Annotated in this window: 24 protein-coding genes; 13 read left to right on the top strand and 11 right to left on the bottom strand. The window is 40.1% G+C overall.

Features of this window, described 5'->3' with window-relative positions:
- Nucleotides 1-84: 84 nt before the first annotated feature.
- A complete protein-coding gene (locus E3E24_RS11360; RefSeq protein ID WP_167885952.1) occupies nucleotides 85-498 on the top strand; it encodes a hypothetical protein in 414 nt (137 codons plus the stop codon).
- Here the strand turns inward: E3E24_RS11360 and E3E24_RS11355 are convergent.
- Nucleotides 495-1760 carry an adenosylhomocysteinase gene (locus tag E3E24_RS11355; RefSeq protein WP_167885951.1) on the bottom strand — a complete coding sequence of 422 codons (1266 nt, stop codon included), beginning with the start codon at nucleotides 1758-1760 and terminating at the stop codon, nucleotides 495-497. The two genes, E3E24_RS11360 and E3E24_RS11355, sit on opposite strands and share 4 nt — an antisense overlap.
- 55 nt (nucleotides 1761-1815) lie before the next feature.
- Here E3E24_RS11355 and E3E24_RS11350 point away from each other — a divergent pair, with 55 nt between their 5' ends.
- On the top strand, nucleotides 1816-2382 hold the full coding sequence (locus tag E3E24_RS11350) for a cyclase family protein (protein ID WP_167886073.1): 567 nt from the start codon (nucleotides 1816-1818) through the stop codon (nucleotides 2380-2382).
- Here E3E24_RS11350 and E3E24_RS11345 read toward each other — a convergent pair.
- Nucleotides 2379-3086 (bottom strand): nucleotidyltransferase domain-containing protein, encoded by a 708-nt coding sequence (locus tag E3E24_RS11345; protein WP_042681077.1) that lies wholly within the window; start codon nucleotides 3084-3086, stop codon nucleotides 2379-2381. The genes E3E24_RS11350 and E3E24_RS11345 overlap by 4 nt on opposite strands.
- A gap of 91 nt (nucleotides 3087-3177) precedes the next feature.
- Here E3E24_RS11345 and E3E24_RS11340 point away from each other — a divergent pair, with 91 nt between their 5' ends.
- Complete coding sequence (locus E3E24_RS11340) at nucleotides 3178-3597, top strand: hypothetical protein (RefSeq protein ID WP_167886072.1); 420 nt, start codon at nucleotides 3178-3180, stop codon at nucleotides 3595-3597.
- A 99-nt stretch (nucleotides 3598-3696) separates the two neighbouring features.
- Nucleotides 3697-3885 carry a helix-turn-helix domain-containing protein gene (locus E3E24_RS11335; RefSeq protein ID WP_167886071.1) on the top strand — a complete coding sequence of 63 codons (189 nt, stop codon included), beginning with the start codon at nucleotides 3697-3699 and terminating at the stop codon, nucleotides 3883-3885.
- On the opposite strand, the gene E3E24_RS11330 is transcribed toward E3E24_RS11335, so the two are convergent.
- A complete protein-coding gene (locus E3E24_RS11330) occupies nucleotides 3875-5071 on the bottom strand; it encodes a tetratricopeptide repeat protein (RefSeq protein ID WP_370520494.1) in 1197 nt (398 codons plus the stop codon). The genes E3E24_RS11335 and E3E24_RS11330 overlap by 11 nt on opposite strands.
- An 84-nt stretch (nucleotides 5072-5155) precedes the next feature.
- Nucleotides 5156-6181, bottom strand: coding sequence for an L-threonylcarbamoyladenylate synthase (locus E3E24_RS11325; RefSeq protein WP_167885949.1), 1026 nt, complete (start codon nucleotides 6179-6181; stop codon nucleotides 5156-5158).
- Nucleotides 6182-6237: 56 nt separating this feature from the next.
- Here E3E24_RS11325 and E3E24_RS11320 point away from each other — a divergent pair, with 56 nt between their 5' ends.
- Complete coding sequence (locus E3E24_RS11320) at nucleotides 6238-6549, top strand: hypothetical protein (protein ID WP_167885948.1); 312 nt, start codon at nucleotides 6238-6240, stop codon at nucleotides 6547-6549.
- On the opposite strand, the gene E3E24_RS11315 is transcribed toward E3E24_RS11320, so the two are convergent.
- From E3E24_RS11315 to minD, 5 genes are all read right to left on the bottom strand, one after another.
- Entirely contained in the window at nucleotides 6530-7564 is a 1035-nt protein-coding gene (locus tag E3E24_RS11315; RefSeq protein WP_167885947.1) for a glycosyltransferase family 4 protein, read from the bottom strand. The genes E3E24_RS11320 and E3E24_RS11315 overlap by 20 nt on opposite strands.
- A 48-nt stretch (nucleotides 7565-7612) precedes the next feature.
- A complete protein-coding gene (locus E3E24_RS11310) occupies nucleotides 7613-8926 on the bottom strand; it encodes a hypothetical protein (protein ID WP_167885946.1) in 1314 nt (437 codons plus the stop codon).
- A gap of 147 nt (nucleotides 8927-9073) precedes the next feature.
- Complete coding sequence (gene asnB / locus E3E24_RS11305) at nucleotides 9074-10516, bottom strand: asparagine synthase (glutamine-hydrolyzing) (protein ID WP_167885945.1); 1443 nt, start codon at nucleotides 10514-10516, stop codon at nucleotides 9074-9076.
- Nucleotides 10517-10647: 131 nt separating this feature from the next.
- Nucleotides 10648-11391 carry an ATP/GTP-binding protein gene (locus tag E3E24_RS11300; protein ID WP_167885944.1) on the bottom strand — a complete coding sequence of 248 codons (744 nt, stop codon included), beginning with the start codon at nucleotides 11389-11391 and terminating at the stop codon, nucleotides 10648-10650.
- Nucleotides 11391-12128, bottom strand: a complete 738-nt coding sequence (gene minD / locus E3E24_RS11295; RefSeq protein WP_167885943.1) for a cell division ATPase MinD — start codon at nucleotides 12126-12128, stop codon at nucleotides 11391-11393. Before minD ends, E3E24_RS11300 begins: the two co-directional genes overlap by 1 nt.
- 105 nt (nucleotides 12129-12233) lie before the next feature.
- On the opposite strand from minD, the gene E3E24_RS11290 reads away from it, so the two are divergent.
- Nucleotides 12234-14042: a PINc/VapC family ATPase gene (locus E3E24_RS11290; RefSeq protein WP_167885942.1), complete on the top strand. Its 1809-nt coding sequence runs from the start codon at nucleotides 12234-12236 to the stop codon at nucleotides 14040-14042.
- Between the two features lie 268 nt (nucleotides 14043-14310).
- Nucleotides 14311-14871, top strand: coding sequence for a Maf-like protein (locus tag E3E24_RS11285; protein WP_167885941.1), 561 nt, complete (start codon nucleotides 14311-14313; stop codon nucleotides 14869-14871).
- Here E3E24_RS11285 and E3E24_RS11280 read toward each other — a convergent pair.
- Nucleotides 14857-15504, bottom strand: coding sequence for a PHP domain-containing protein (locus E3E24_RS11280; RefSeq protein ID WP_370520496.1), 648 nt, complete (start codon nucleotides 15502-15504; stop codon nucleotides 14857-14859). The genes E3E24_RS11285 and E3E24_RS11280 overlap by 15 nt on opposite strands.
- A 265-nt stretch (nucleotides 15505-15769) precedes the next feature.
- Here E3E24_RS11280 and E3E24_RS11275 point away from each other — a divergent pair, with 265 nt between their 5' ends.
- The 6 genes from E3E24_RS11275 (at nucleotide 15770) to E3E24_RS11250 (ending at nucleotide 22529) form a co-directional block, all read left to right on the top strand.
- Nucleotides 15770-16201 carry a cobalamin B12-binding domain-containing protein gene (locus tag E3E24_RS11275; protein ID WP_167885939.1) on the top strand — a complete coding sequence of 144 codons (432 nt, stop codon included), beginning with the start codon at nucleotides 15770-15772 and terminating at the stop codon, nucleotides 16199-16201.
- A 45-nt stretch (nucleotides 16202-16246) separates the two neighbouring features.
- Entirely contained in the window at nucleotides 16247-17206 is a 960-nt protein-coding gene (gene meaB, locus E3E24_RS11270) for a methylmalonyl Co-A mutase-associated GTPase MeaB (RefSeq protein ID WP_167886070.1), read from the top strand.
- Nucleotides 17203-17604, top strand: coding sequence for a methylmalonyl-CoA epimerase (mce, locus tag E3E24_RS11265; protein WP_167885938.1), 402 nt, complete (start codon nucleotides 17203-17205; stop codon nucleotides 17602-17604). Before meaB ends, mce begins: the two co-directional genes overlap by 4 nt.
- Nucleotides 17605-17795: 191 nt before the next feature.
- Nucleotides 17796-18251, top strand: a complete 456-nt coding sequence (locus E3E24_RS11260) for a DUF835 domain-containing protein (RefSeq protein WP_167885937.1) — start codon at nucleotides 17796-17798, stop codon at nucleotides 18249-18251.
- 78 nt (nucleotides 18252-18329) lie between these two features.
- Entirely contained in the window at nucleotides 18330-21857 is a 3528-nt protein-coding gene (gene smc / locus E3E24_RS11255; protein ID WP_167885936.1) for a chromosome segregation protein SMC, read from the top strand.
- Between the two features lie 12 nt (nucleotides 21858-21869).
- Nucleotides 21870-22529 (top strand): ScpA family protein, encoded by a 660-nt coding sequence (locus E3E24_RS11250; RefSeq protein WP_167885935.1) that lies wholly within the window; start codon nucleotides 21870-21872, stop codon nucleotides 22527-22529.
- Here the strand turns inward: E3E24_RS11250 and E3E24_RS11245 are convergent.
- Nucleotides 22481-22972 (bottom strand): hypothetical protein, encoded by a 492-nt coding sequence (locus E3E24_RS11245; RefSeq protein ID WP_167885934.1) that lies wholly within the window; start codon nucleotides 22970-22972, stop codon nucleotides 22481-22483. The two genes, E3E24_RS11250 and E3E24_RS11245, sit on opposite strands and share 49 nt — an antisense overlap.
- Nucleotides 22973-23633 lie beyond the last annotated feature (661 nt).

Genomic DNA, 23633 nt, shown 5'->3' with positions numbered 1-23633 from the left:
GGATGAAAAATGTATTCAAACGTAGGCTTTCACCGGAGGCTTGGGATTAGAGGGATGCTAGAGCGCCTTTCGGGGTAGTAAGCAATGAGTAAGAGCTATCAAAATGACACACTTACAAAACACCGCCTTTTCCTCCTTTTAATATTGTGCATTGTATATTGGACTATGGTTTTCTTTTTAATTGCAAAAGAGCCTTCGAGAACTCTGCTCCTTAGAGAATATGTAAGATATATAGCAGCACCTTTCGTTTCAATTGTTTTAGCTATGACTCTCTATGGATATTTTAAGTTAAAAGGAAAAGCTGCGGGACTTTTAGAGGCAGTGGTAATTGTAGCTGTGTTCTATGGATTAACAGGACTCAGCAAATACTACTCAAAAATGGCAGTGTTTTGGGGAAGTTTAGCAGGAATTAGCGCTTTAATTGTAGTTCTCTTCGGCTCAGATATCGAAGCACTGCTGGATGGTTTACTTAAAAATAATGATGGGGAGCGAAGTTAAGTCCCGTGCTCCCAGCTTTCCAAGTATTTCTTTTGTTCTTCTGTCAGCTGTTCAATCTCAATTCCCATAGCTGCTAACTTAATCCTCGCTACCATCTCATCAATTTCTCTCGGCAAAACGTAGACTTTTGGCTCAAGCCTCTCGTGGTTATCTTTAATGTATTTAGCAGCCATAGCTTGCAGAGCAAAGCTCATGTCCATAATCTCAGCTGGATGTCCATCTGCTGCCGCTAAGTTTACCAAACGCCCTTCTGCAAGCAGGTATAATCTTCTCCCATCTTTGAGCTTGTATTCGGTTATGTTAGGCCTTGGATTGCTGATCTCAATAGCTAAAGACTCCAGGTCAGGTTTTGAAATCTCCACATCAAAATGCCCAGCATTAGCTAAAATCACTCCATCCTTCATAACTTCAAAATGCTCTTTGCGGATGCAGTTTATATCACCGGTTGCAGTGATGAAAATGTCTCCAATCTTAGCTGCTTCCTTCATCGGCATGACTAAAAAGCCATCCATCCTTGCTTCTAATGCCCTAATTGGATCAACTTCAACCACTATAACTGTCGCTCCAAACCCTCTTGCCCTCATTGCTATTCCTCTTCCGCACCAGCCATAGCCGACGACAACGACGTTTTTACCAGCCACAAGAAGGTTGGTAGTTCTTATTATGCCGTCCCATGTTGACTGACCAGTTCCATAGCGATTGTCGAATAAATACTTTGTATATGAATCATTGACAGCTATGATTGGGAATCTAAGCACTCCATCTTTTTCCATCGCCCTTAAGCGGATAACTCCAGTTGTCGTTTCCTCGCTGGCTCCCCAAATATTGTCAATGAGTTCTTGCCTTTCTCTGTGGACAACGCTTATCATGTCTGCTCCATCATCTATGAGGATGTTTGGCTTTATGTCGAGGGCTTTATGCATGAATTCATAATACTGCTCTCTATCTTCCCCTCTTATTGCATAAACTTTAACACCAGCCTTAGCTAAAGCCGCGACAACATCATCTTGAGTACTTAGAGGATTGCTTGCAGTTGCTGAAACCTCTGCTCCTCCGGCTTTTAGCGTGAGAAGAAGGAAAGCAGTCTTCATTTCCAAGTGCAAGCAAGCAGTAATCTTAACGCCTTTAAACGGCTTTTCTTTCTTGAAATCCTTTCTTATACTCTGGAGGACGGGCATAAAGCGAGAAACCCAGTCAATTTTCTTCTCTCCTTCCGGAGCCAAGTTAATGTCTTTGACACAATAATCTTTCGTGCAGTCCATAACATCACCCGCTCACTTTTAAGGTTTAGATGTTAAAAATTGATTGGTGGAGGACATGATGATAGATTTAACAAAAACCTTGAGCGAAGAGCTTGAGGTTTATGCCGGTGACCCAGGAATTAAAATTAAAGAATGGGCAAGCCTTGAAAAGGACGGATATTACATGAATCTCCTCTGTTTTGGAGAGCACAGCGGAACTCATGTTGACGCTCCAGCACACTTCATAAAAGGTGGGAAAACAATAGATGTGCTGCCTTTGGAGAAGTTCTTTGGAAAAGCTGTTGTTATTGACACTTCTGACGGTCAAGGTGAGATAACTATTGAAGAAGTCCCTAAAACAGATTTAGAAGGCAAGATTGTACTATTTTATTCTGGAGGTAGAGAGCTAAGTGTAGAACTTGCTGAGTTTTTAGTCAATGCTAGGGTTAAAGCTGTTGGAACCGATGGAATGAGCATTGGTAACGAAGAAGTCCATAGAACTCTTCTCTCTGCTGAGATTCCAATTTTTGAAAACTTGACAAACCTTGAAAAGCTGATTGGGAAAAACTTTACTTTCATTGCATTTCCGCTTAAAATTAAAAACGGCTCCGGAAGTCCAGTTAGGGCTATTGCGCTACTTTAAATTCCTCCGCTCTCCCTGACTTTCCTCCTAATGTTCGGGTCTCTGTCAGCTATCATCTTTAAGGCTTCCTCAAAGCTCATCCAGTCTGGGACTTCTTCGTTGAGGTAAATTCCTGTCCTTCCAATTGCATCTCTCCTAGTTAGGATGTGCACTCTCTCCTTAACAAGCTCCACACTAACTCCTAAAATCTTTGCAACCTCGCTTTCCCTTCCAACAACCTCTCTCTCAATATGTCCCTTTTCTGTCGGAATAATCAAAATCAGCTTTTTATTAACTCCTGGAACCCTCTGCTTGGTTTTTACTCCCCAGATATCAACCATTCCACCCCATTTGTAGAATTCCAACTCTTTATCTGTTGGATTTGTCAAAAAGAATGTTACAGTTGTTTCTTCGTCAATTTCAATATGGCCCTTTATAAGATGCCAAGGGGTTGCCATAACAATTCTTCTCGCTTGAATTGGTATCCCTTCAAGAGCAAGCTCAATTAGATAGCTTGGCACTTTGTAAGGAATAACAATATCGATATCGCTATCTTTCCTAACATCTCCCCTCGCAACGCTTCCATAAACGTGAGGGTCAAACTGAGCTAAGCGTTCCATAATCTGCAACGCTTTCTCTCGCTTTTCCCACAAATAGCGCCATCTTTTCGGAGGATACACTATCTCTCGCTCATCCCAGACACGAACAACTTTTTCTCTTGGCATGATTTAGAATACTCACATAGACTTTTAACCTTTAGCTAACGGAACCAATAAGGTTTTATAAGCATCGGTTGAAGTTGAAGTGGTGAAAAAGATGCCAGTGTTGGGAATAAACATTACAAAAATAGAAATTGAAAAGAAAGGTGGAGTGGTTGGCAGGGTTGAAGTTAATCTCTCTCCACAGATTGAAGAGGTTAGGCTGGGAGAAATACGAATGCCCACTGGAAAAGTAAATGGAATTGAAGTGCTTTTTGAGTATAGAATAAACTATCGCCCCGAGATTGCAAGTGCAGTAGTTAAGGGGATGGTGTTCTATCTGCCACCTCAAAAAGAGCAGATTGATGAAGTTCTCGATCTTTGGGAAAAGGAAAAGAAAGTTAGGCCAGAAATGTTTGCGGAGATTGTTAATTTCATAACAAACGAAATTACTCCGCTCTTGATGGTTGCTGCCAAGGACATGAAGCTACCTTACCATATTCCACTTCCAAGAGTTTCACTTAAGCCGAGGGAATGATGAATTTTGCCTTAATCGGAAACTTTATAACTTCTCTTTTCTACTTTTCAGTGGTGGTGACGATGAGGGGGGATGTAGTTTGCTTTACCTACCTCAGCAATACGAGTTTTTGAGAGCTTAAGTGAGAGACCGCTCTCTTCTAAGGAAATTGCCCGTCTGACGTCTCTTTCGGAAAGAACCGTTCGCTATGCGTTGAGAATTCTGAAGCAGAAAGGACTTGTTGAGGAGGTTTTCTTTTTAGGAGACACAAGAAGGAGGGGATACAGAAGGGCGGGAATTAATCAGTGACTATGCCCTCTGCACGGTACAGTTTGTTTTTAATTTCTCTTAACTCTGGATATTCGTTGATTACCTTTTCTGCGATTTCTAAGGCCTTTAAGTAGTCGGCACGCTTTGAGTAAAATTCTATTTGCTCTATTCTCTCTAATATGCTGGTGTCTTCCTTTTTAGCTGCTAAGTATCTCAGCAAAGCTATCCTTATTTCAACTTTATAGTCAATTTTACCCTCAGATTCTTCTAGGGCAGATTTGTATATCTCAATACTATCTTCGATTTTTCCAATGCCAATCAAAGCCTCAGCCAGCTGGATAAGCTTCTCACCAACTTTATCAAACTTACCGCTACGTCTGTAGCTACCTACAAGCTGATAGAGCATTCTGCTGACATTTAGTCCTATAAGCTTTGCTCTGTTGAAGTTTCTAGCTAAAAGGTATGCATACTCTGCTTTGAGCAGTCTTTCGGTTGTTTGATCTAAGTCCCCCTCAGCATAAGCTTCCTTACTGGCCCTTTCATAGTTTTTTCCAGCAGTATCGAGGATTTCTATAAAGTGGGAATCGTAATCAAATATGTCTTTAACAAAATAACCAAGCCTAAAGAAAGTGTCTCCAGCTTCCTTATACTGCTCATTTTCGAGGTATTGCTCTGCTAATTTGCCATATAAGTCAATAAGTCTTTCTGCAGTTATTTTCACTCCATCAATATCCCCAATGAACTTATAGTATCTGTAGGCAGTCTCATAAGCTTCAATAGCTAATTCAATATCATCGCTATCAAGGTATGCGCTACCTAAATCTTCGTACATTACTGCAAATTCTCTGGTATATTTTTCTAGATTCCTCTTATCGTTTAGGAGAGTAAATATCTCCAACACACTCAAACAGAAGTCTTCAAGCTTTGCAGGATTAATTTCGGGCATCTCAATTTCCTCTTCAATCAAATGAAGGTATATATAAGCACTCTTAATGAGAAAAGGCCTCGCTTTTTCGGGATCTTTAGTTCTGTCTAAGAGAGAAATTCCAACGTATTTATAAATTCTCGCAGCATCAGTAAGTTTTCCTATTTCTTCATATCCTTTTGCAGCTTTGATGAGAAATTTAAGCCCTTCTTTTATTTTTCCGTCCGTGATACGTTTGTATCCTATCTGCTCTAAGTCTTCAGGGCTGGGAGCGAGTGGATCAAATGGCAAACTTCCCACCTCTTCGTGATTAGATTCTTTCCAAACCTTTGGATTTTATGCCCTCTAAATTATTAACTTATTAACTCTTGGTGGATAAAAGATTTACGCTCTAACTATTTTATATCCCGCAGCTTTTCTAAGACGGTTCATAACTGCTAATCCGAGGCCTCTCTCCTCTATACCCTCTGCAAGGATCACATCAACTCCAGATTTGTCAAGTTCCCTCAAAGCTCTGAAGAGATTTCTCGCTATTTCTTCCTCGCTGTTTCCTAAGTTTATATATGCATCAGCCTCATAAAAATCTCCTGTTGCCATAACGCCAACTTTCGTCCCTCTTCTCTTATATTCAATTAAAAGCTCCTTAATTTTCTCTTTGACTCTTTCTCGGCTTCCTTCAATTACAATTACTTGGGCATTTGGGGCATAATGTTTGTATTTCATCCCGGGAGCTTTTGCAACATCTACAGCCTTGCCTTTTACTACAGGATGAATCCTTACCTTCCCAATAACTTTCTCAATTTCTTCTAAGGGTAACCCACCGGGCCTCAAAAGAGTTGGTGGTTTTGTCGTTAAATCTAGAACTGTGGACTCAACTCCAATTTTCACTTCTCCTCCGTCGATTATGCACTCTATTCTCCCATAAAAATCATCTACTACGTGTTCTGCCAAAGTAGGGCTAGGCTTGCCACTTATATTCGCTGAAGGGGCGGCTATGGGTCTTCTGCTTGCTTTAATTAAGCCAAGAGCAATTTCATGAGCGGGCATTCTTATCGCTACAGTATCCAGTCCACCTGTTGTAACTTTAGGAACATTGTTCTTTTTTGGCAATACTATAGTTAAAGGCCCAGGCCAAAAATGTTCCGCCAAAACTTCAGCTTCTTTGGGGACTTCTCTCGCTAGCTCATACAACTGCTCAAAATCAGCTATATGGACAATTAGAGGATTATCGGCTGGTCTTCCTTTTGCCTCAAAAATTCTTCTAACGGCTTTCTCATTTAATGCATCAGCTCCTAGTCCATATACTGTTTCAGTAGGGAAGGCAACAAGTTTACCATCTCTAATGAACTTTGCAGCGATTTTGATTTTTCTCTTATCAAATCCATCTCTCATGTTTATTACAACTGTCATGTTCTCACTCCCAAAGTTTATTTAGCTAAGAAGTTAAAATATTCTTGGTGTTTCTCATGGTGAACAGGTTTGATTATGCATTTAAGTATTCAATGAGAGAGCTAAAAAGATTGTTCCCTAACACTCCTTTTCTAGAGGTGAAGATGCAAGAGCTCGAAGGTGATGAAGTAGAAGTGAAGTCTCTAGAAGAATTCATTGATGTCTGTGACAAGCTGAAACTCCTAATAGAATACTCAATTGATGAAGAAAGTGGAAGTGTCCGATTTTTGACAAAATATCAGGGGAGAACACTAGTCTACAAGACGAGTATTGATGAGCTTTACAAAGCCATCAACAGGATTAGAGAGGTCAAAGAGAGTGTAGTGTAACCTCGTATATTTCTTCAATTTTCCTTGCTATTTCTTTCCAAGTGTATTTTTTGGAAAGTCTTTTCCCAATGGTACCCATTTTGCGTTGTTTTTTCAAATTCAGCATTTCTTGAAACTTCTCAATCAATTCTTCAAAGTTTTTAAATGTGACTCCATTTTTGCCTTCCACTATTAGCTCTGGAATTCCTCCAACTTTTCTGCCAATCACTGGAACCCCTAATGCATTAGCTTCAATTATCACAAGCCCAAATCCCTCTCTTTTTGAAGGTAGGATAAGAATTTTAGTTTTCGAAAGAATATTTTCTATATCACCCCGGTAGCCTAAAAATTGGACATTGGGAGGAGCTTTTTCTTCTAAAATATTTCTAAGTGGGCCATCCCCAACAATCAGAAACTTTTCATCTGGAAAAACCTCAGCTAGTTTAAGAACTGTTTCTGGGCTTTTGTAGTGTCTTAACGCTCCAATAAATGTTATAAATTCCCTTTTATGCTTCCTGAGCTTGAACTCTCTCACCCCATTTGGAACAACATGCACGCTTCGTGCACCAAGAGAAAGGGCTTTTTTTGCCAGATAATGACTAACAGCTATAACTCTATCTGCCTCACTCAGGCTTTTTTTCACATAATATGTGCCCAATGGTAGCTTGGACATGAAATCAAGGTCACTACCGTGTGCTGTAACAACCACTGGAATCCTAACTCTCTTCTTAGCTAATATTCCAGCATAGCTAGTTGTACCAATGAAATGAGCATGAATTAAATCAAACCTGTATTCTCTGCACAGATCCTCAATTTTCTTAGATGCTAATAGAGTAAAACTTATCCCCCTAATTCCAAAAAAGTTGGGGGGTTTAACTTGGTGGACAAACTCTTTTTCGAACTCTCTAGGAGTTACTGGTCCATAAGTGAGGATATGAACTTCATGTCTTTTCCTAAGTTCCCTAACTAAATTGTCGAGATGATTAGCAATTCCACCTGTATGTGGGGGATAATGGCCAACCATTAGAATTCTCATATTTCAATCCTCAGCAAAAATAGGAGAGTGAGGGATAAAAAGTTATCTTTATGGTCTTGACCTTCCTGGATGCTTTTCTTTTTCCTCCCTCTCCGATACATATTCAACTGGTGTATGCTTTATATTCCTTTTTTCCTCAATGAACACTTCTCTTAATTCTTTCTTAATTTCGGGTATTTTGTTGAAGAGGATATCTCTATACTCATCCGGTGAAATGACAGGCTTATTAAGAATGGTTTTGAGTTCATTAATTTCTGCTTCAATATCTGATACGTCTATACCAAGTTCTTTCAAAACTTTTACTTTGGTCTCAAGTCTTAGCAATTCTTTTTTCAATCGTATTTCTGGCCGTCCTTGTATTATATTGTTCCACTCCTTAGCTGAAATGCTTATTACAAAGTCTGCATTTCTATTTGCGGCAACAGCAAGGAGATAAGCCTCTTGATAGTTGCCCAAGCTGTAGAGCTTCCAAGCTTTTGCAATCTGCTCTTTAGCCATGTCCAATCTTTTCTTTGCTTTTGGTATGTCGAGACCATCAAGGAACTTTTCTGCTGTTTGTGTTTTGTTGTCAGCTAATTTCAACGTTTCGAGAACAAACGGCTTTGCTAGACCGGTGTACTTAACATTAAAACTAGTTCCACGTGTATAGTTCCCAACGCTTACCTTATATCCTCTTTCTCGTAGAAAACTGGTTATAGCGTCCGTATTAACATCAAACAGAGGTTTCGGAATTTCTTTATGAGCCACCTGAACAAATCTTGAGGTTACTATTATCTCCACCCATGGACGTCCGTGTGATGCTTTAAGTATCTCATCAAGAACTTGAAGGCTCAAATCCTCATACCCATCTCCTGTAAAGACCCAAATTGATCTATACTTGGCCGTATAAGACAATTGGTCAACCCATTTCTGCGTGAGCATGCTGAGGACATCTCTGCCATGTACAATGTAAACTGCTTCTATTTGAGAGAACTCCTCTGGAAATTCTTCTTTAAGCTTTTGGACAACAGCTAAGTTGGTCTCGTATCTGTTCTTTCCGTACCATCTCTCATATGGAATTTCTATCTCTTCGAAATCTTTCTCGTAGTCAATAGGAACTGCTGTGGGTCCTCCGATAATTATAACCTTGTCAGGAGCGTACTTTAATGCTTCAGCAGAATACTCGGGATTATAGACGCCCCACGGAACTTTGATGACCGCATCAGCTCTGATTATATTTGCGAGACTTTCAGCTAATATTGAGTCTGCTTCATTGTCACTCACGAAAATTACAATTCTCATTTCTGCAGCCTGTGATTTTGGAAGTAGAGAGAGTATGAGCATGATTATGAAAGGTAATACCAAAACTTTTTTATGCATCATCGTCTCTCACCTTCGCTAATTCCTGTGAAAGCCTTATATTTAAGCTTTTTTCATGAAATCATCGCTTTAACTCTGAAATTGTTTATTAGGACATGTGCTTAGTGCTTTCTGCATCCACTAGAGTTAAAGAGGGTTTAAGAACGTTTATCAGCGTTTAAATATCTCTCTAAACACTTTCTCTGCAAATTCTCTAGTTTTCATCCCATTTCTTTTTGCAATTTTTTGTAGTAGCTTTTGTGAGTTTGTTCCGTATTGGCAGGCTTTCTTTTCCCTATATGCCACCTCTTTGGGCAAGCCCAACTCAAGAGCGGTCTCTCTTAGAATTGCTTTTCTAATTCCGTTCCTTATTTTGAACTCAATGGGTGTTCTTAGTGCAGTTCTAACAACGTTCAGGTCTAGAAATGGAAATCTACCTTCAACGCCATTAATCATTGCAATCTTGTCATCTCTTGCCAAATTTTTTTCTCCAAGTTCAATTAGGTCCTTTTCCATAAGATTTGGATTTTCAAGATATTTGAAGTAGCCTCCAAAAAGTTCATCAGCCCCTTGTCCACTAAGCAAGAGTTTGCAGTTATCCTCTCTTGCGAGTTTTGTTGCAAAGTAAAGAGGAATTCCAATTGCTAAGTTCATTGGATTTGGCTCTTCAATAGCAAAGACTACTTTTGGAATAACTTCTTCAACATCATTAATGTCAAAAATGTATTCTTTCAGCTTTAGTCCTAAAACTTCACTCACTTTGCGTGCCCACTCTAAGTCCTGACTTCCTTCTGCTCCGGCAGTGTATAATGTCACGTCAGCATACTTTGAGGAGAGCATAGCCAAAAGTGAACTGTCCAATCCTCCAGAAAACAACACCCCAACTTTTTCTCCTGCCCTTATTTTTACAGAATATTCCAAGCTTTTAATTAGTGCTCGCTTTGCTCTCTCGTAGGGGAAGGAACTATCTCTCAGCCCAAGGACATCAAAGACCTTAAACCTCTCAACTTTTCCCTTTGAAAGCCTAACAACCTCGCCTGGATTTACTGGAATTGCATCTTCACCAATACTCCATAAGACCTTCTTCTCAGAGGCAAAGAAACCGTTTGGTGAATAGTATAGGGGTCTGATTCCAATGGGGTCTCTGAAAAGGTAGATTTCTTTTCCATCAGAAAAAGCAACTGCGTAATCGCCGTTCAGCATTTCCATGCCTTTCTGTATTGCCTTAATGTAAGACATCTTTTTTCCATGAATTAAAAACTCCAGAAGTCTCAAAATAACTTCGCTGTCAACGTTACTTTCAAATGAAACTCCTTGTCTCTCCAAATATTCCCTAATTTGGACGTGATTGTAAATCTCCCCATTGTGGACAAGAACGAACTCGTTATAAAACGGCTGAGTAAAGCCTTTTGAACCTGTCATAGCCAATCTACACTGGAGAAGTGCTATTTTTCCATTTGGAATTTCATAAATCTTAGAAAAGTCATTGCTTTTTAAAACTCCTTCATCTGTCCACACACCAAAAGAGTCTTCTCCTCTGTGTTTACCTGCTAGGATCATCCTAACAATCCGTTCTTTGAGGTCCTCCCCTATTCCTCCCGCTATTAAGCACAACACTCTCACCTCCGGGGATAGTAGGATATATGGTTGAAGTAGAAAAGACTTTTTCCTTTCTCTTTGCAAACGTTTTCAATAAACTCAAAAGTTTTTGAAAAGGCAAACAGAGAAATTGGAGATAATATGAACTAGGTTAAATCTCCACAAGTACAGTAGTGCTCGTATGCAACAGTTTCCAAGTCATCAAAGCCCTCTTGAGTTTTTGCCGAAATGTAGAGAACTCTCACCGGAGGAGCAATCTCTGGTAAGATTGTACAAAGCTTATGGGCAAGCAAGCCTTGAGTTGAGGGGTCGAGTTTTAGTCTAGTTGTTAAATACTCCAAATCCTCAAGGTACTTTCTATATCTCTCTAAGTTTTCAATGGTATCAATTTTGTTCATTGCTGGAACTGTTGTTGCTCCAAGCCTCAGATCAATCATTAAAGCAAAAAAGCGAACAAAGCAGTAGTCATGTGGCTTTCTCAGAATTTCTGGGCTGAATAAATAGACGACAAGTGGTTCTGGAAGATTTTCCATTAGCTTAACTCCAAATTCGTGGAAGAGAAACGTCTCCATTTGTCCTGGTGTATCGATGATGACATAATCTTTTTTCTGCTCGAGCTTTGAAATTTCAGTAATGTATTCATCAATATGTAGCATTAATCTGTCATAGCTCTCCACAATTGCTCCATTGGGGCCATAGCCTTCTTTCATTATCTCCTCAACAGTTATAGTTTTTCTCACATCTATGTCCGGTTTATAGGGTAATCTCCTTACTCCAGTGTCCAAGTTTACATAACCAACATTGTAGCCTTTTTCTTCCAAATACTCTCCAAATGCCCAAGTTACTGTCGTTTTGCCGCTTCCTGCAGTTCCTACAAAGACTAAGAGCATCAATACATCACCCTAGCTTTGTAACCAGCTATGCGCATGATCCTTTCTGCGAGCTCCATGAATGCTTTTGCTCCTTCTGATTTGGGCTTGTATGCAACGACAGGGACACCTTCGAGTGTTGCTTCTCTAACGGCTGGGTCTTCTGGAATTACAGCTAAGAGGGGAATTTCCATGACCTCTTCAGCAGCATCTGGAGGTATGTCGTTCTCACTTCTTCCATACCTGTTCAGTACAAAGCCTAAAATCGCCAATCCCGCCTTTTTAAGAACAATTCCAACTTTCATTGAGTCAGTTATACATGAAATTTCTGGATTTGTTACGATCACAGCCTCTTCTCCGCTTAACATGGCACTCATAGCATCCATTTGTAATCCCGCAGGACAGTCAATTAAAACAAAATCAAATTTATTTTTCAGAGGTTTGATGATGTTTGGGAGGTTTCTTGGATCTGCTTTTATAACGTGTTCCCAATCAACCGCCGCTGGAATGACATGAACGTTTTCATATTCTGTAGTATAAATTGCATTTTCAATGTCTGCTTCTCCAGCTAAAACATCATGAATGGTAACGTTTACATCGTCAAGACCCATAACCAAGCTTAAGTTTGCCATAGTTAAGTCAGCATCAACAGCACAGACTTTTTGTCCATACTTACCAAGAGCAATCGCAAGATTAGCTGTGGTGGTTGTTTTTCCAGTTCCCCCTTTACCTGAAACAATTGAGACTAATCTTCCCATTCTCTCACCTTTATCCCCTATGTTCCTAAACCTTTATGAAGTTTTAGCCCATAGAGAATGACAAAGGTTATAAGTCGAGATAATTACGGCTTGCGAGGTGAGATCATGAAAGTATTCGTTGCAGATACAAGTGTGATTGTAGATGGAAGGCTGACTCAATATTTAGAGAGTCTGGGTGAGAAAGTTAAGGTAGTCATCCCAGAGGCAGTCATAGCTGAGATTGAGCATCAAGCTAACGAGGGCAAAGCAATAGGTCATGTAGGGCTAGAAGAGCTTAAGAAGCTAAGAAAGATGGCAGATGAAAACAAAATTTTACTTGAATTTTATGGAGAGAGGCCAGAGCTCTGGCAGATCAAGAGAGCAAAAGCCGGAGAAATAGACCACATGGTCAGAGAAGTCGCGAGAGAGCTTAATGCAGTTCTCATTACAGGAGATCAAGTCCAGAGAGATATTGCGATAGCTAAGGGAATTGAGGTTGTCTATCTAACAGGCAGAAAAGAGGTTAAACATCGCTTGGAGGACTTCTTTGACGAACACACCATGAGTGTCCATCTTAAGGCTGGTGTAAGACCATTAGCTAAGAGAGGAAAGCCTGGTGAATGGCGTTTAGTTCCGATCAGAGATGAACCACTAACGGACGAGGAGCTTGAGGAAATAGCCGATGACATAGTCGAGAGAGCAAAGAGAGACCCAGAATCTTTCATTGAACTTGATGAGCCAGGAGCAACTGTTGTTCAGCTCAGAAACTATCGTATTGTAATAGCAAGGCCACCATTTGCTGACAGAATTGAAATTACAGCGGTAAGGCCAATTACAAAGCTCAGCATTGAAGATTACGAGCTGAGCGAAAAGCTCTTGGAAAGGCTGACTGATAAAGCAGAGGGAATACTTATAGCCGGTGCGCCTGGAGAGGGTAAGACAACCTTTGCTCAGGCTTTGGCTGAGTACTATGCCTCAATGGGTAAGATTGTGAAGACAATGGAAAAGCCGAGAGACTTGCAGGTTAGCGAGGAGATAACCCAATATACAGCTCTTGGCGGCAGAATGGAAAAGACGGGGGATATTCTGCTTTTAGTTAGACCAGATTACACAATATTCGATGAGATGAGAAAGACAAGCGACTTCAAGATTTATGCTGACTTAAGGTTAGCTGGAGTTGGAATGATCGGTGTGGTTCATGCAACTAAGCCCATAGATGCAATTCAGCGTTTCATTGGAAGAGTTGAATTGGGTATGATACCGCAGATAGTTGATACAGTGATTTTCATCAAGGCCGGAAGAGTTGACAAAGTTCTGACGCTTGAGTATAAAGTCAAGGTGCCAAGCGGAATGACAGAGGAAGACTTAGCGAGACCAGTAATCGAGGTTAGAGACTTTGAGACTGGTGAATTAGAATACGAGCTCTACACCTACGGTGAAGAGATAAACGTTGTGCCAGTGAAAAAAGAAGAGAAGCCCCCAGCTATGAAATTGGCAGAGAAGAAGCTCAAGCAAGAAATCAAGAAATTCTTGCCAGACGTTTACACGGAGGTCGAGCTTGTCAGCCCACACAAAGCAGTAATCTATGCAGATGAGTTTGACATTCCAGTAATAATTGGAAAGAAAGGCAAGAGAATCACAGAGATCGAGAAGAGACTGGGCATAAGCATTGACGTGAGGAGCTTTGAAGAGAAGATGAAGGAGATGCCAAAAGAGAAGATACCCGTTGAGGTAGAAGAAAAGAAGAAGCAGATTGTCTTGAGAGTTTCATCAGATTATGCAAAGAAGCCTTTGAAGTTCTTCGGTGGAGAGCAGTATGTGTTCACAGCAACGCCCTCAAAGAAGGGCATAGTTAAGGTGAACAAGAACACGCCAATTGGAAGGGAGCTTAAACGCCTGCTTGATGCTGGAATTGAAATTTGGGCTTCCCTCTGAATTTTAATATTTCCTCTATTTTGGAAAACTTCTTTGTTGGACAGATAGTGTTTTGGTTAGCGTGGATTTATTTAATCCTTAAGGCGATTGAGAAATTCTTTGGTCAAATTTCCAAGATTGAAAGAGATGTTGAGGAGATAAAGAAGTCATTGAAAGAAATTAAAAGAAGCTGAAAAAGCTCAGTTGCGAGGGTAGTCATCATCTTCAGCTAGCGAAATTGTCATCATCGCCCGAAAGGTTTTTATCCTAAGTTCTTAAGTCCCTTTCGATGTTCATATTAGCATCTCAAAGCCCAAGACGAAGGGAAATTTTGGAGAGATTCTTTGAGAACTTTAAGGTAGTGCCAAGTAACGCTGATGAAAACGTTATTGTGGAAAACCCGCGAGAAAAGGCAATTGAAATCGCAAGAAGGAAAGCGTGGGAAGTGTACAACAGAACGGGAGGCACTGTTGTTGGAGCTGATACAATAGTTGTCCTTGAGAACAAAGCTCTTGGAAAGCCTAAAAATGAAGAAGAAGCAAAGAAAATGCTTAAGCTGTTAAGTGGGAAGATTCACGAAGTTATTACGGGTTATTGTATAATTCATGAAGGAAGAGAAATTACAGGCTTTGAAGTTACAAAAGTTAAGTTTAAGGAGCTCAGTGAGAAAGAAATTGAGTGGTATGTAAGCACAGGAGAACCTTTAGACAAAGCTGGAGCCTATGCAATCCAAGGAAAAGCTGCCATTTTCATAGAGTGGGTTCATGGAGACTTTTACAACGTCGTCGGCTTGCCAATTAAAGTTGTGCTTGAGCTTAAAAAGCTGGGATTTCCATTAAAGCAGTTCTGAAAATAGCAAGTCTTCCTTTGTTCCTCCAGCTTTTTTGAAGACCTTTTCGCTCCATCTAATAGCCCCAACATCACTGGGGATATGGGCATCGCTTGCAAATGTCAGCTTGATACCCTTTTTGATGCACAGTTTGATGAAATCGAGCTCTGGAACTCTGTAGCGGGAGCTGATTTCAAAGGCTTTGCCGTACTCTTCAGCAAGCTCAACAATTTCCAAATAATCCTCATAGCGTGGGTATCCGATATAGGGAAAAACGTTGCCAAAATGTCCGATTATGTCTACATTTTCGTCTTGAATTGCTATTTTAATTAAATCAAGATATGCATCAATTCCTTCAGGATCAAGCCATACGTGAGCGGAAGCAATAACATAATCAAGCTTTTTTGCCATTTCGCTGGTTATATCAACGCCTGTTATGAAAATGTTAGCTTCAATTCCAGCTAGAACAGTAATTTCACTCTCTTTCTTTATCTGCTCAATCTCAGAAATGTACGTATTGAATCTTTTGGGAGTGAAATAGTGAATGTGATCGCTTATACCAACTAGCTTAAGTCCTTTCCTCTCCGCTTCAGCAACATTATCCCCAATCATACCAATGCCGTCAGAATACTGAGTATGAGTGTGCAAATCCATCATCTTAAAACCCGCATATTGTAGATGCCGTGTCAATTAAATGTTTTTTGGTTTAAGACTCAAACATAGTGAATATTTGTCGAGATTATGAATAGAAATGCCATCTATACATTTTGTTCTTTGCCATATTATGAACATAAATGTGCAAGCTTTGTAAATTTTGAACTTTTCAAACTTCTGGACAAAATATCCAATGTAAAGTTGAACCTTTAGTTTTGACAATCTTTAAATACTATTTTACTCAAATGAAATCTCGGTGGTGGAAATGGTTGAGCGCTCAAAAGTTAGGGTTCTCATAGCTAAACCGGGCCTGGATGGTCATGATAGAGGCGCTAAAGTCATTGCTAGGGCTTTGAGAGATGCAGGTTTTGAAGTCATTTATACTGGGATTAGGCAAACTCCTGAGCAGATTGTTGAGAGCGTCATTCAGGAAGACGTTGATGTTTTGGGAATCAGCATCCTTTCTGGTGCTCACATGGTCTTAATTCCAAAGATTCTTAAGCTTCTTGAGGAGAAAGGTATTAAGCCAAATGAGGACATTCTTGTGATTGCTGGAGGTATTATTCCACCAGACGATGCAGAACAGCTCGAAAAGATGGGAGTTGCAAAAGTTTTCGGTCCGGGAAGCCCAATTAATGAGATAATTAAATTCATTGACGAGAATGTCCAAAAACTCAAGAAGTTCAGGGGAGCTTGATAAACTTTATATCTTTTTGTTGGATAATTAAGCCAAGTGATGCAAATGATCGACGACTTAATTGAGAGGATGCTCAAGGGAGATAAGAAGGCAACTGCAAGGTTGATAACCCTCGTTGAGAACGATGAAGAAAAGGCCCGTGAAATAGTGAAAAAAATTTACAAATATACTGGAAAAGCCTATATCGTTGGTATTACCGGCCCACCAGGCTCTGGGAAGTCAACCCTTCTTGATAAACTCATAAAGCAGGCAAGAAGTGAAGGACTTATAGTTGGTGTTATAGCTGTTGATCCAACTTCACCATTCACTGGTGGAGCTTTGCTTGGTGATAGAATTAGAATGCAGAGGCATTCAACAGATCCTGGAGTTTTCATCAGAAGTATGGCAACGAGAGGTTCTCTTGGGGGTTTAGCTAAAGCAACCAATGATGCTATTAAAATCCTTGATGCTTATGGATGTGATGTTATTTTTGTCGAGACTGTTGGTGTTGGGCAGATTGAAGTTGATATCGTTAAAACAGCCGATACTGTAGTGTTAGTTACTGTTCCTGGATTGGGAGATGACATTCAGGCAATCAAAGCAGGTTTAATGGAAATTGCGGACATATTCGTCATAAACAAAGCTGATAAAGAGGGGGCAGATGCAACTTTCTTTGAGCTCAACCTCATGCTTGACCTTGAAAAGGAGAAGTGGGAGAAAAGAGGATGGAGACCACCAATAGTTGAGACAGTTGCTGTCACCATGAGAGGAATAAGAGAGCTCTGGGAAGCAATAAAGAAGCACAGAAAGTTCCTTGAAGAAAGTGGGGAAATTGAGAAGAAAAAGAAGTTTAGGGCAGAGGAAGAGATAAAGACAATTGTTTCTGATTCTGTTGCAAAGAAAATTAGTGAAAAGCTCAGAGATAGAGAGCTCTCAAAACTCATTGATAAAATCGTGAAAAGGGAAATTGACCCTTACTCTGCTGCTGAGGTTGTTTTGGAAGAAACTCTGGGGGTGAAGATATGATAAAGAAAATTGACCACGTTGGTATTGCCGTCAAGAATTTAGATGAAGCAATCAAGCTTTGGGAAAGCCTTGGGTTGAAAGTTGCTGAGATTGAGGAAGTTCCAGAGCAGAAGGTTAGAGTTGCTGTGTTTAAGGTTGGTGAAAGCAGAATTGAACTTTTAGAAGGGACAAGCGAGGATTCACCAATATCGAAGTTCATTGCTAAGAGAGGAGAGGGCATTCATCACATTGCTCTTGGAGTTGAAAACATCGAAGAACACTTGGAGAAGCTTAAAGAGCAAGGATTTAGGTTGATTGATGAGAAGCCAAGAATTGGCGCTGGTGGGGCTAAGATAGCGTTTGTTCATCCAAAAAGTGTTAATGGAGTTTTGCTAGAATTATGTGAAAGGAAGGAATGATTAAATTAATGTATTAACCTTCTTCTATATTTTTGGCCATAGCTTTCATTAAACAATAAGGCAAAACTTTATAAATTTAAATTTCAACCAATTGTTGGTATGATATGTCATTTTCCATCACTTACTGTTTCAATTAAGATTTATTTTCGGAATAAAATCAGCACAGAGTGAACACTAAAGAGGGGTTGGAAATGTTCAGGATACTCAGGAGCATACGGTCTGCCGATTCGGAACATAAGGAAAACTACCCCACTTTCCGTGTGGTTCACTATTCCGAAGTGCCAGAAATTCTTGAGAAAGTTCCTAGAAGGAAGAAAATCCTTATAACCAGAACTCCTCCAAATGGACAGAACAGCTCTGTTCTTCACATCTGGATAAGCAAAGTGGATCATCCTAGTGCCGTTTCACCTTCAAATCTATATGTAATCGAGCAGAAAGTTTGGGAACTGCTGAATAGGGATTCACCAATAATAGTCTTCGACGCATTTGAGTATCTGATGATGGAGCAGGGACTTGAAGCAGCGCTGAAGTTTACAGGAAAGCTTAGAGATATGGCACTTCTGAACAACTCTGGATTCATTGTTAGTGTTAGTGAGGGGCTTGACGAAAGAGTGGTCGCCCTTCTCAAGCGAATTGTTGAGGGGTAGGACTACTCTTTTGAATTTTCCAGTTTTCAGTAAGCTATATATAACCTCTATTCCAATTTTTCCCCTTAGGTGTATGAGATGCCATACATTGAGAAGCTTGAGATGAAAGGATTCAAATCATATGGTAACAAAAAAGTCGTTGTTCCTTTTTCTAAGGGATTTACAGCAATAGTTGGAGCTAATGGGAGCGGAAAAAGCAATATTGGTGATGCCATCCTCTTCGTTCTTGGTGGGCTCTCTGCTAAAGCAATGCGTGCCACAAGGATAAGCGACCTAATTTTCGCAGGGACTAAAAAAGAACCTCCAGCGAAGTACGCTGAGGTCGCAATTTATTTCAACAATGAAGATAGAGGATTCCCAATAGATGAAGATGAGGTTGTAATAAAGAGAAGAGTTTATCCTGATGGAAGAAGTACGTACTGGCTCAATGGCAAAAGAACAAGTAGAAGTGATATTCTCGATATCTTGAGCGCTGCAATGATATCTCCTGAAGGATACAACTTGGTTCTCCAAGGTGATATTACAAAGTTCATCAAGATGTCTCCGCTTGAGAGGAGAATGATAATTGATGAAATATCTGGAATTGCAGAATACGATGCAAAGAAAAAGAAGGCTCTGGAGGAGCTCAAGCAAGCAGAAGAAAATCTTGCAAGGGTTGATTTACTCATTCACGAGGTTAAAAAGCAGCTGGACAAACTGGAAAAAGAAAGAAACGATGCGTTACGCTATTTAGATTTGAAGGAGAAGCTAGAAAAAGCCAAGGTTACCCTCCTTGTTGGGGAGATTAAGAGACTTGAAAAGCTCATTAAAGAAAGTGAAGAAAGAGATAAGAGGATAGAAGAAGAGACTAGAGAAGTCGAGAATAGATTGAAGGAAATCGTGAAGGAGATAATTGAAAAAGAGAACTTGTTGGCTAAAATAGAAAGAGAGCTGGAGGAAAAGAGTGAAGATGGCATCTTAGAGCTTACAAGGAAGATAAGCGATGTAAAATCAAAGATTGAGATGGCAAAGAAGAACATTGAGTTGGCTAAGAAGGAAATTGAAGAAAGCCAGAGAAGGCTCATTAAAAGCAAAGAAGAACTCAAGAAGATTTCGGAGGAAATTGAAAAGAGCAAATCTGCAATACAGAGATGGAGCAAGAGGAAGGAAAAGCTGCTCAAGGAAATAGAAGAGAAAGAGAAGGAAAGAAATGAGCTGATTATAAAGCTCGGTGAGATTGACAAGAACTTCACCATAGCGAAACAAGAGTTCGATAAAGTTACAGAAGAGCTTGAAAATGCAAAGCGCGACTTTTACATGAAAGAAAGCGACATAAAGAAGTTTGAGGAGGAAATAGACAGACTGAAAAGCAAAATTGCTCAAAATAACACAAAAAGATTAACCCTAAAGAACAAAATAGAAGAGCTTAAGACAAAGATTGATGAGAAAAAAGCGGAGCTTGGAGAAATAGAGAGCAAAATGCAGAAGAGTGAAGCGAGGCTTAGGAAGGTTGAGGAAGAACTTGAGGAAAAACAGCAGAAACTTCAAAAAGTTGTCCCCGAGCTAGAGAAAGCTAAGCAAGAGCTGATAAAAGCAGAGGCTCAAAAGGAAGTCAGCAGAAATAGTGCAATTGAAGCTTTAAAGAGAGCAAATATTCCAGGAGTTTACGGCTCTTTGGCTGAATTAATCAGGATCAAAGATGATAACTATTTTGTTGCCATTGATGTTGCCCTAGGCTCTCATGCAGATAATGTTGTCGTTGAAGATGATAAAGTAGCTGAGAAAGCAATCAAGTTCCTAAAAGAGAATAGACTTGGAAGATTAACTTTCTTGCCTTTGAACAAGATAAAGCCTCGCTCCCTTAAGGAATCTCCTCTTGGAATTCCAGCGATGGATGTTGTAGATTACGATCCCAAGTTCCAGAATGCAGTTGCTTTTGCCCTTGGTGATACTCTGATAGTTAATGACATGGACGAAGCAAGAGCTGTAGGAATAGGAAAAGTTAGAATGGTAACACTTAGCGGAGAGCTCCTTGAGAGGAGCGGTGCTATAGTTGGTGGTTATTACAAGCCCAGAGCAAGATTTGCTGTGAACACTGAAGAGCTGAAAAAGAGGATGGAAGCCCTTGAAAGGGAAAAAGAAATGCTTGAAGCCGAGATTAATGCATTAAAGGTTGAGTACAAAGGTCTTGAGAGAGAGCTATTTGAGCTCAGGATGAAAAAGAGTGATGTCAGCAAGGACTTAGATGTTCTCCAAAAGGACATAGATAGGCTGTTGAAGGAAGATAAATTCCTGAGTGAAGAGATTAAAGAAAGTGAAGAGCTGATTAAAGCCCTTGAAAAGAAAATCTATGATACAAAAGGTGAACTTGCAAAGCTCAAAGGAAAGATTGAGCGCTTGGAGAAGAAGAAAGACAAGTTAAAGAAGGCTTTAGATAATCCAGAGGCGAGAGAACTCAACCAAAAGATTAGAGAAGTTGAGCATGAAATAAGCAAGCTTAGAGAAGAGCTAAGCAAAGTTGAATCAAAGCTTGAGAACCTTGATGTGAGAATTAACGAGGAGCTTCTGCCAAGAAAGGCTGACCTTGAAGAAGAAATTGAAGGTCTTGTAAATAGGATTAATGCATTCAAGCAGAGCATAGCAAAGAATGAAGAAGACATAGCAAAGCTCCAAGAGGAGCTGAGGAAGTTAGAAGAGCAGGAAAGTGGGGTCAAAGAAGAGCTTAAAGCTTTGAGGGATAAGAGAGAGGAGCTGAAGAAAGAGATAATCCAGCTCAGAGAGGAGAAAGACAAGCTCAATAACAGACTGCAGGAGCTTAGGATTGAGGCAAATACGCTTAAGATTAAGATTGCCCAATATACTGCCCAGCTCCAAGAGAAGAACAGAGAGCTCAAGCACCATGATACAAAGCTCGTGAAAGAAATCCCACTTGACCTTGAAAAGCTGAGGGAGGAGATTGAGCAGATGGAAGAGGAAATCAAGGAGCTTGAGCCAGTTAACATGAAAGCTATCGAAGATTTTGAGATTGTCGAAAGGAGATACATGGAGCTTAAGTCAAAGAGGGAAAGACTTGAGGCAGAGAAGGAAAGCATATTGGAGTTCATAGATGAGATTGAAGCTCAAAAGAAGAATGTCTTCATGACAACACTTAATGCAATAGCCAAGAACTTCTCGGAGCTGTTTGCCAAGCTTTCTCCGGGAGGAAGTGCTCGCTTAATCCTTGAGAATCCAGATGACCCATTCAGTGGTGGTCTCGAGATTGAGGCAAAGCCCGCTGGAAAGGAAGTCAAGAGAATTGAAGCAATGAGTGGTGGAGAGAAAGCTTTGACAGCTTTGGCATTTGTCTTTGCAATCCAGAGATATAAGCCAGCTCCGTTCTACCTCTTCGACGAGATTGATGCACACCTTGATGACGCAAACGTCAAGAGAGTTGCTGACCTGATAAAAGAGGCATCTCAGCACAGCCAGTTTATAGTTATAACACTCAGAGATGTCATGATGGCAAATGCTGAAAAGATAATCGGTGTTTCGATGAGAGATGGAATTTCAAGGGTCGTCAGCTTGAGCTTGGAGAAAGCAATGGAGTACCTTGAGAAGGCGAGGCAGAAAAATGCTTTAGGACTTTAATAGGTGACCAAAATGGAGCGCAGATATGAAGAAGAAATAACTCCCATTGATATTCTTTTACAGCTCGTTACAATGGGCAAAGTGGACCCTTGGAACATTGACATAGTTGATTTAACAGAGAAATACATTGAGCGCTTAAGGGAAATGAAAGAGCTTGACTTGAGGCTTTCGGCGAGAGCAATCTTAGCAGCTTCAATTCTTTTAAGAATGAAGACTGAGGCTTTGCTTTATGCAGATGAGAAGGAAGAGGGAAAAGAAAAGGAAGAGGATCGCATAAGGGTTGAGGTTGAACCCTATGTTCCTCCCCTTAGAAGAGTCGAGCGCTACTATACTTTAGATGATCTCATAGAGGCTCTCATGGATGCTCTTGAAGATGTCGAGAGGAGGAAACCGAAGGCAAAGAAGAAGGTAGAGATTGAAGAAGAAATCTTTGTTGTTGATGACTTCAGAGTTGACATTGAAAAGCACGTGAATAGACTGTATGCAATTGTTAAGAAGCTCTATGAGGAGACGAAGGAAAAGATAAACTTTTGGGAGCTTGTGTTTGATCCAAGTCCAAAGATAGTTGCAAGAACTTTCCTCTATCTGCTGTTTTTAGCAAACATGGGAAAGATTGAGCTTATTCAAGAGGAGCCATTTGGGGATATATATGTCGTTCCAGTGGAAGCTTGATGATTGGTTTCGCCTTCTGGGGTTCTCTCTTTTCTCTTTGCTGGTCTGAGAGTTATTGCCAACAGCGGAGGTTCATTTCCAATGTAGAGCGCTTTCTTTTCCTTGTTGATATAGAAGTAATATCTACCTTCCGGAATTTTCTCCAAGAATTTTCGGGGGATAGTGGATTTTGCAAATTTCTCTTTTCCCCAGAAAACGCACTCATAGGTTTCATCGATATCCCTGACTCTTTCCATAACTTCATTAAAACTCAAGAACTCGGCATCGAGTCTGGTACATACAAGAGATTTCCTTTTATCGGTGAAGATGATGATTTTTTCGTTAATCTCAATCCTTTCTGCATTTTTGAGGAAATCTAAAAGTGCAGAATAAACTCGCTCAAGCTTTCTCCTCTTGGACAGCCTTTTGATAATTCGCTGTTTTGCGTGGTTCGTTAGAAGCATGGGTTAAGGTTGGAGAGGGAGTTTAAAAATGTGATGTGTCCAGAGGTTAATCAAACTTTCACAGAAAAGTTTGTTGTGGTGCCTGGTGGGGTTTCGAATCCCAAGCTATTTTATCTTGCGCTGAGAAGCTTTCTGGACTTTCTCATTGAAAATAATGTAGTAAAGCGCTCGGAGGTTGAGGAGTTTTTGCAAGTGCTGAAAATTCTTCGTTCGGTGAACTGAGCTGTTTTGTAAAATATCATAATGAACAATGTTAGGCATTCTAGCTAGAATACTTAAGCATGTACAAAGAAAACACTTCACTCTAGAGCACAATCCCTTCGTTCCGCTCGAGAGAATTGGAATTTTTACAAATGCCTTTGAATATTTTTTATCTTTTTGTAAAAACTCTAAGCACAAAATTGTATATATTTCAAGTACTTGTGATTTTTACAAATATTTTTGGGATTTTTACAGATACTTTTTTATACTTGTGGTTACTAATCACCACACAGAGAGACTGATTTTCGTGGGGGGAGGGTGATGATAAGCGGGAAATTTGAGCAGAGTATGTTTGATTACCTCAAAGCAATACAGAAGGGAGAGGATATTCTTGTTGAGTATACCTCAAACGAGCCGATACACTTGATATTTTACATTCTCTTGAAGTATGCAAAGCAGA

Origin of the sequence: Thermococcus sp. LS2 (assembly GCF_012027375.1) — an archaeon.
In the GTDB taxonomy this organism is placed as follows: Archaea; Methanobacteriota_B; Thermococci; order Thermococcales; family Thermococcaceae; genus Thermococcus_B.
This window is presented reverse-complemented; position numbering and strand designations above follow the sequence as displayed.

Bases quoted from the DNA above. Each gene is read 5' to 3' on its own strand.
- meaB (WP_167886070.1), top strand. From the start codon at position 16,247: ATGATCGACGACTTAATTGAGAGGATGCTCAAGGGAGATAAGAAGGCA.
- E3E24_RS11300 (WP_167885944.1), bottom strand. From the start codon at position 11,391: ATGCTCTTAGTCTTTGTAGGAACTGCAGGAAGCGGCAAAACGACAGTA.
- E3E24_RS11355 (WP_167885951.1), bottom strand. From the start codon at position 1,760: ATGGACTGCACGAAAGATTATTGTGTCAAAGACATTAACTTGGCTCCG.
- E3E24_RS11275 (WP_167885939.1), top strand. From the start codon at position 15,770: ATGGTTGAGCGCTCAAAAGTTAGGGTTCTCATAGCTAAACCGGGCCTG.
- E3E24_RS11320 (WP_167885948.1), top strand. From the start codon at position 6,238: ATGGTGAACAGGTTTGATTATGCATTTAAGTATTCAATGAGAGAGCTA.
- smc (WP_167885936.1), top strand. From the start codon at position 18,330: ATGCCATACATTGAGAAGCTTGAGATGAAAGGATTCAAATCATATGGT.
- E3E24_RS11325 (WP_167885949.1), bottom strand. From the start codon at position 6,181: ATGACAGTTGTAATAAACATGAGAGATGGATTTGATAAGAGAAAAATC.
- E3E24_RS11345 (WP_042681077.1), bottom strand. From the start codon at position 3,086: ATGCCAAGAGAAAAAGTTGTTCGTGTCTGGGATGAGCGAGAGATAGTG.
- E3E24_RS11260 (WP_167885937.1), top strand. From the start codon at position 17,796: ATGTTCAGGATACTCAGGAGCATACGGTCTGCCGATTCGGAACATAAG.
- E3E24_RS11350 (WP_167886073.1), top strand. From the start codon at position 1,816: ATGATGATAGATTTAACAAAAACCTTGAGCGAAGAGCTTGAGGTTTAT.
- E3E24_RS11285 (WP_167885941.1), top strand. From the start codon at position 14,311: ATGTTCATATTAGCATCTCAAAGCCCAAGACGAAGGGAAATTTTGGAG.
- minD (WP_167885943.1), bottom strand. From the start codon at position 12,128: ATGGGAAGATTAGTCTCAATTGTTTCAGGTAAAGGGGGAACTGGAAAA.
- E3E24_RS11310 (WP_167885946.1), bottom strand. From the start codon at position 8,926: ATGATGCATAAAAAAGTTTTGGTATTACCTTTCATAATCATGCTCATA.
- E3E24_RS11360 (WP_167885952.1), top strand. From the start codon at position 85: ATGAGTAAGAGCTATCAAAATGACACACTTACAAAACACCGCCTTTTC.
- E3E24_RS11250 (WP_167885935.1), top strand. From the start codon at position 21,870: ATGGAGCGCAGATATGAAGAAGAAATAACTCCCATTGATATTCTTTTA.
- E3E24_RS11315 (WP_167885947.1), bottom strand. From the start codon at position 7,564: ATGAGAATTCTAATGGTTGGCCATTATCCCCCACATACAGGTGGAATT.
- E3E24_RS11280 (WP_370520496.1), bottom strand. From the start codon at position 15,504: ATGGATTTGCACACTCATACTCAGTATTCTGACGGCATTGGTATGATT.
- mce (WP_167885938.1), top strand. From the start codon at position 17,203: ATGATAAAGAAAATTGACCACGTTGGTATTGCCGTCAAGAATTTAGAT.
- E3E24_RS11290 (WP_167885942.1), top strand. From the start codon at position 12,234: ATGAAAGTATTCGTTGCAGATACAAGTGTGATTGTAGATGGAAGGCTG.
- E3E24_RS11340 (WP_167886072.1), top strand. From the start codon at position 3,178: ATGCCAGTGTTGGGAATAAACATTACAAAAATAGAAATTGAAAAGAAA.
- E3E24_RS11245 (WP_167885934.1), bottom strand. From the start codon at position 22,972: ATGCTTCTAACGAACCACGCAAAACAGCGAATTATCAAAAGGCTGTCC.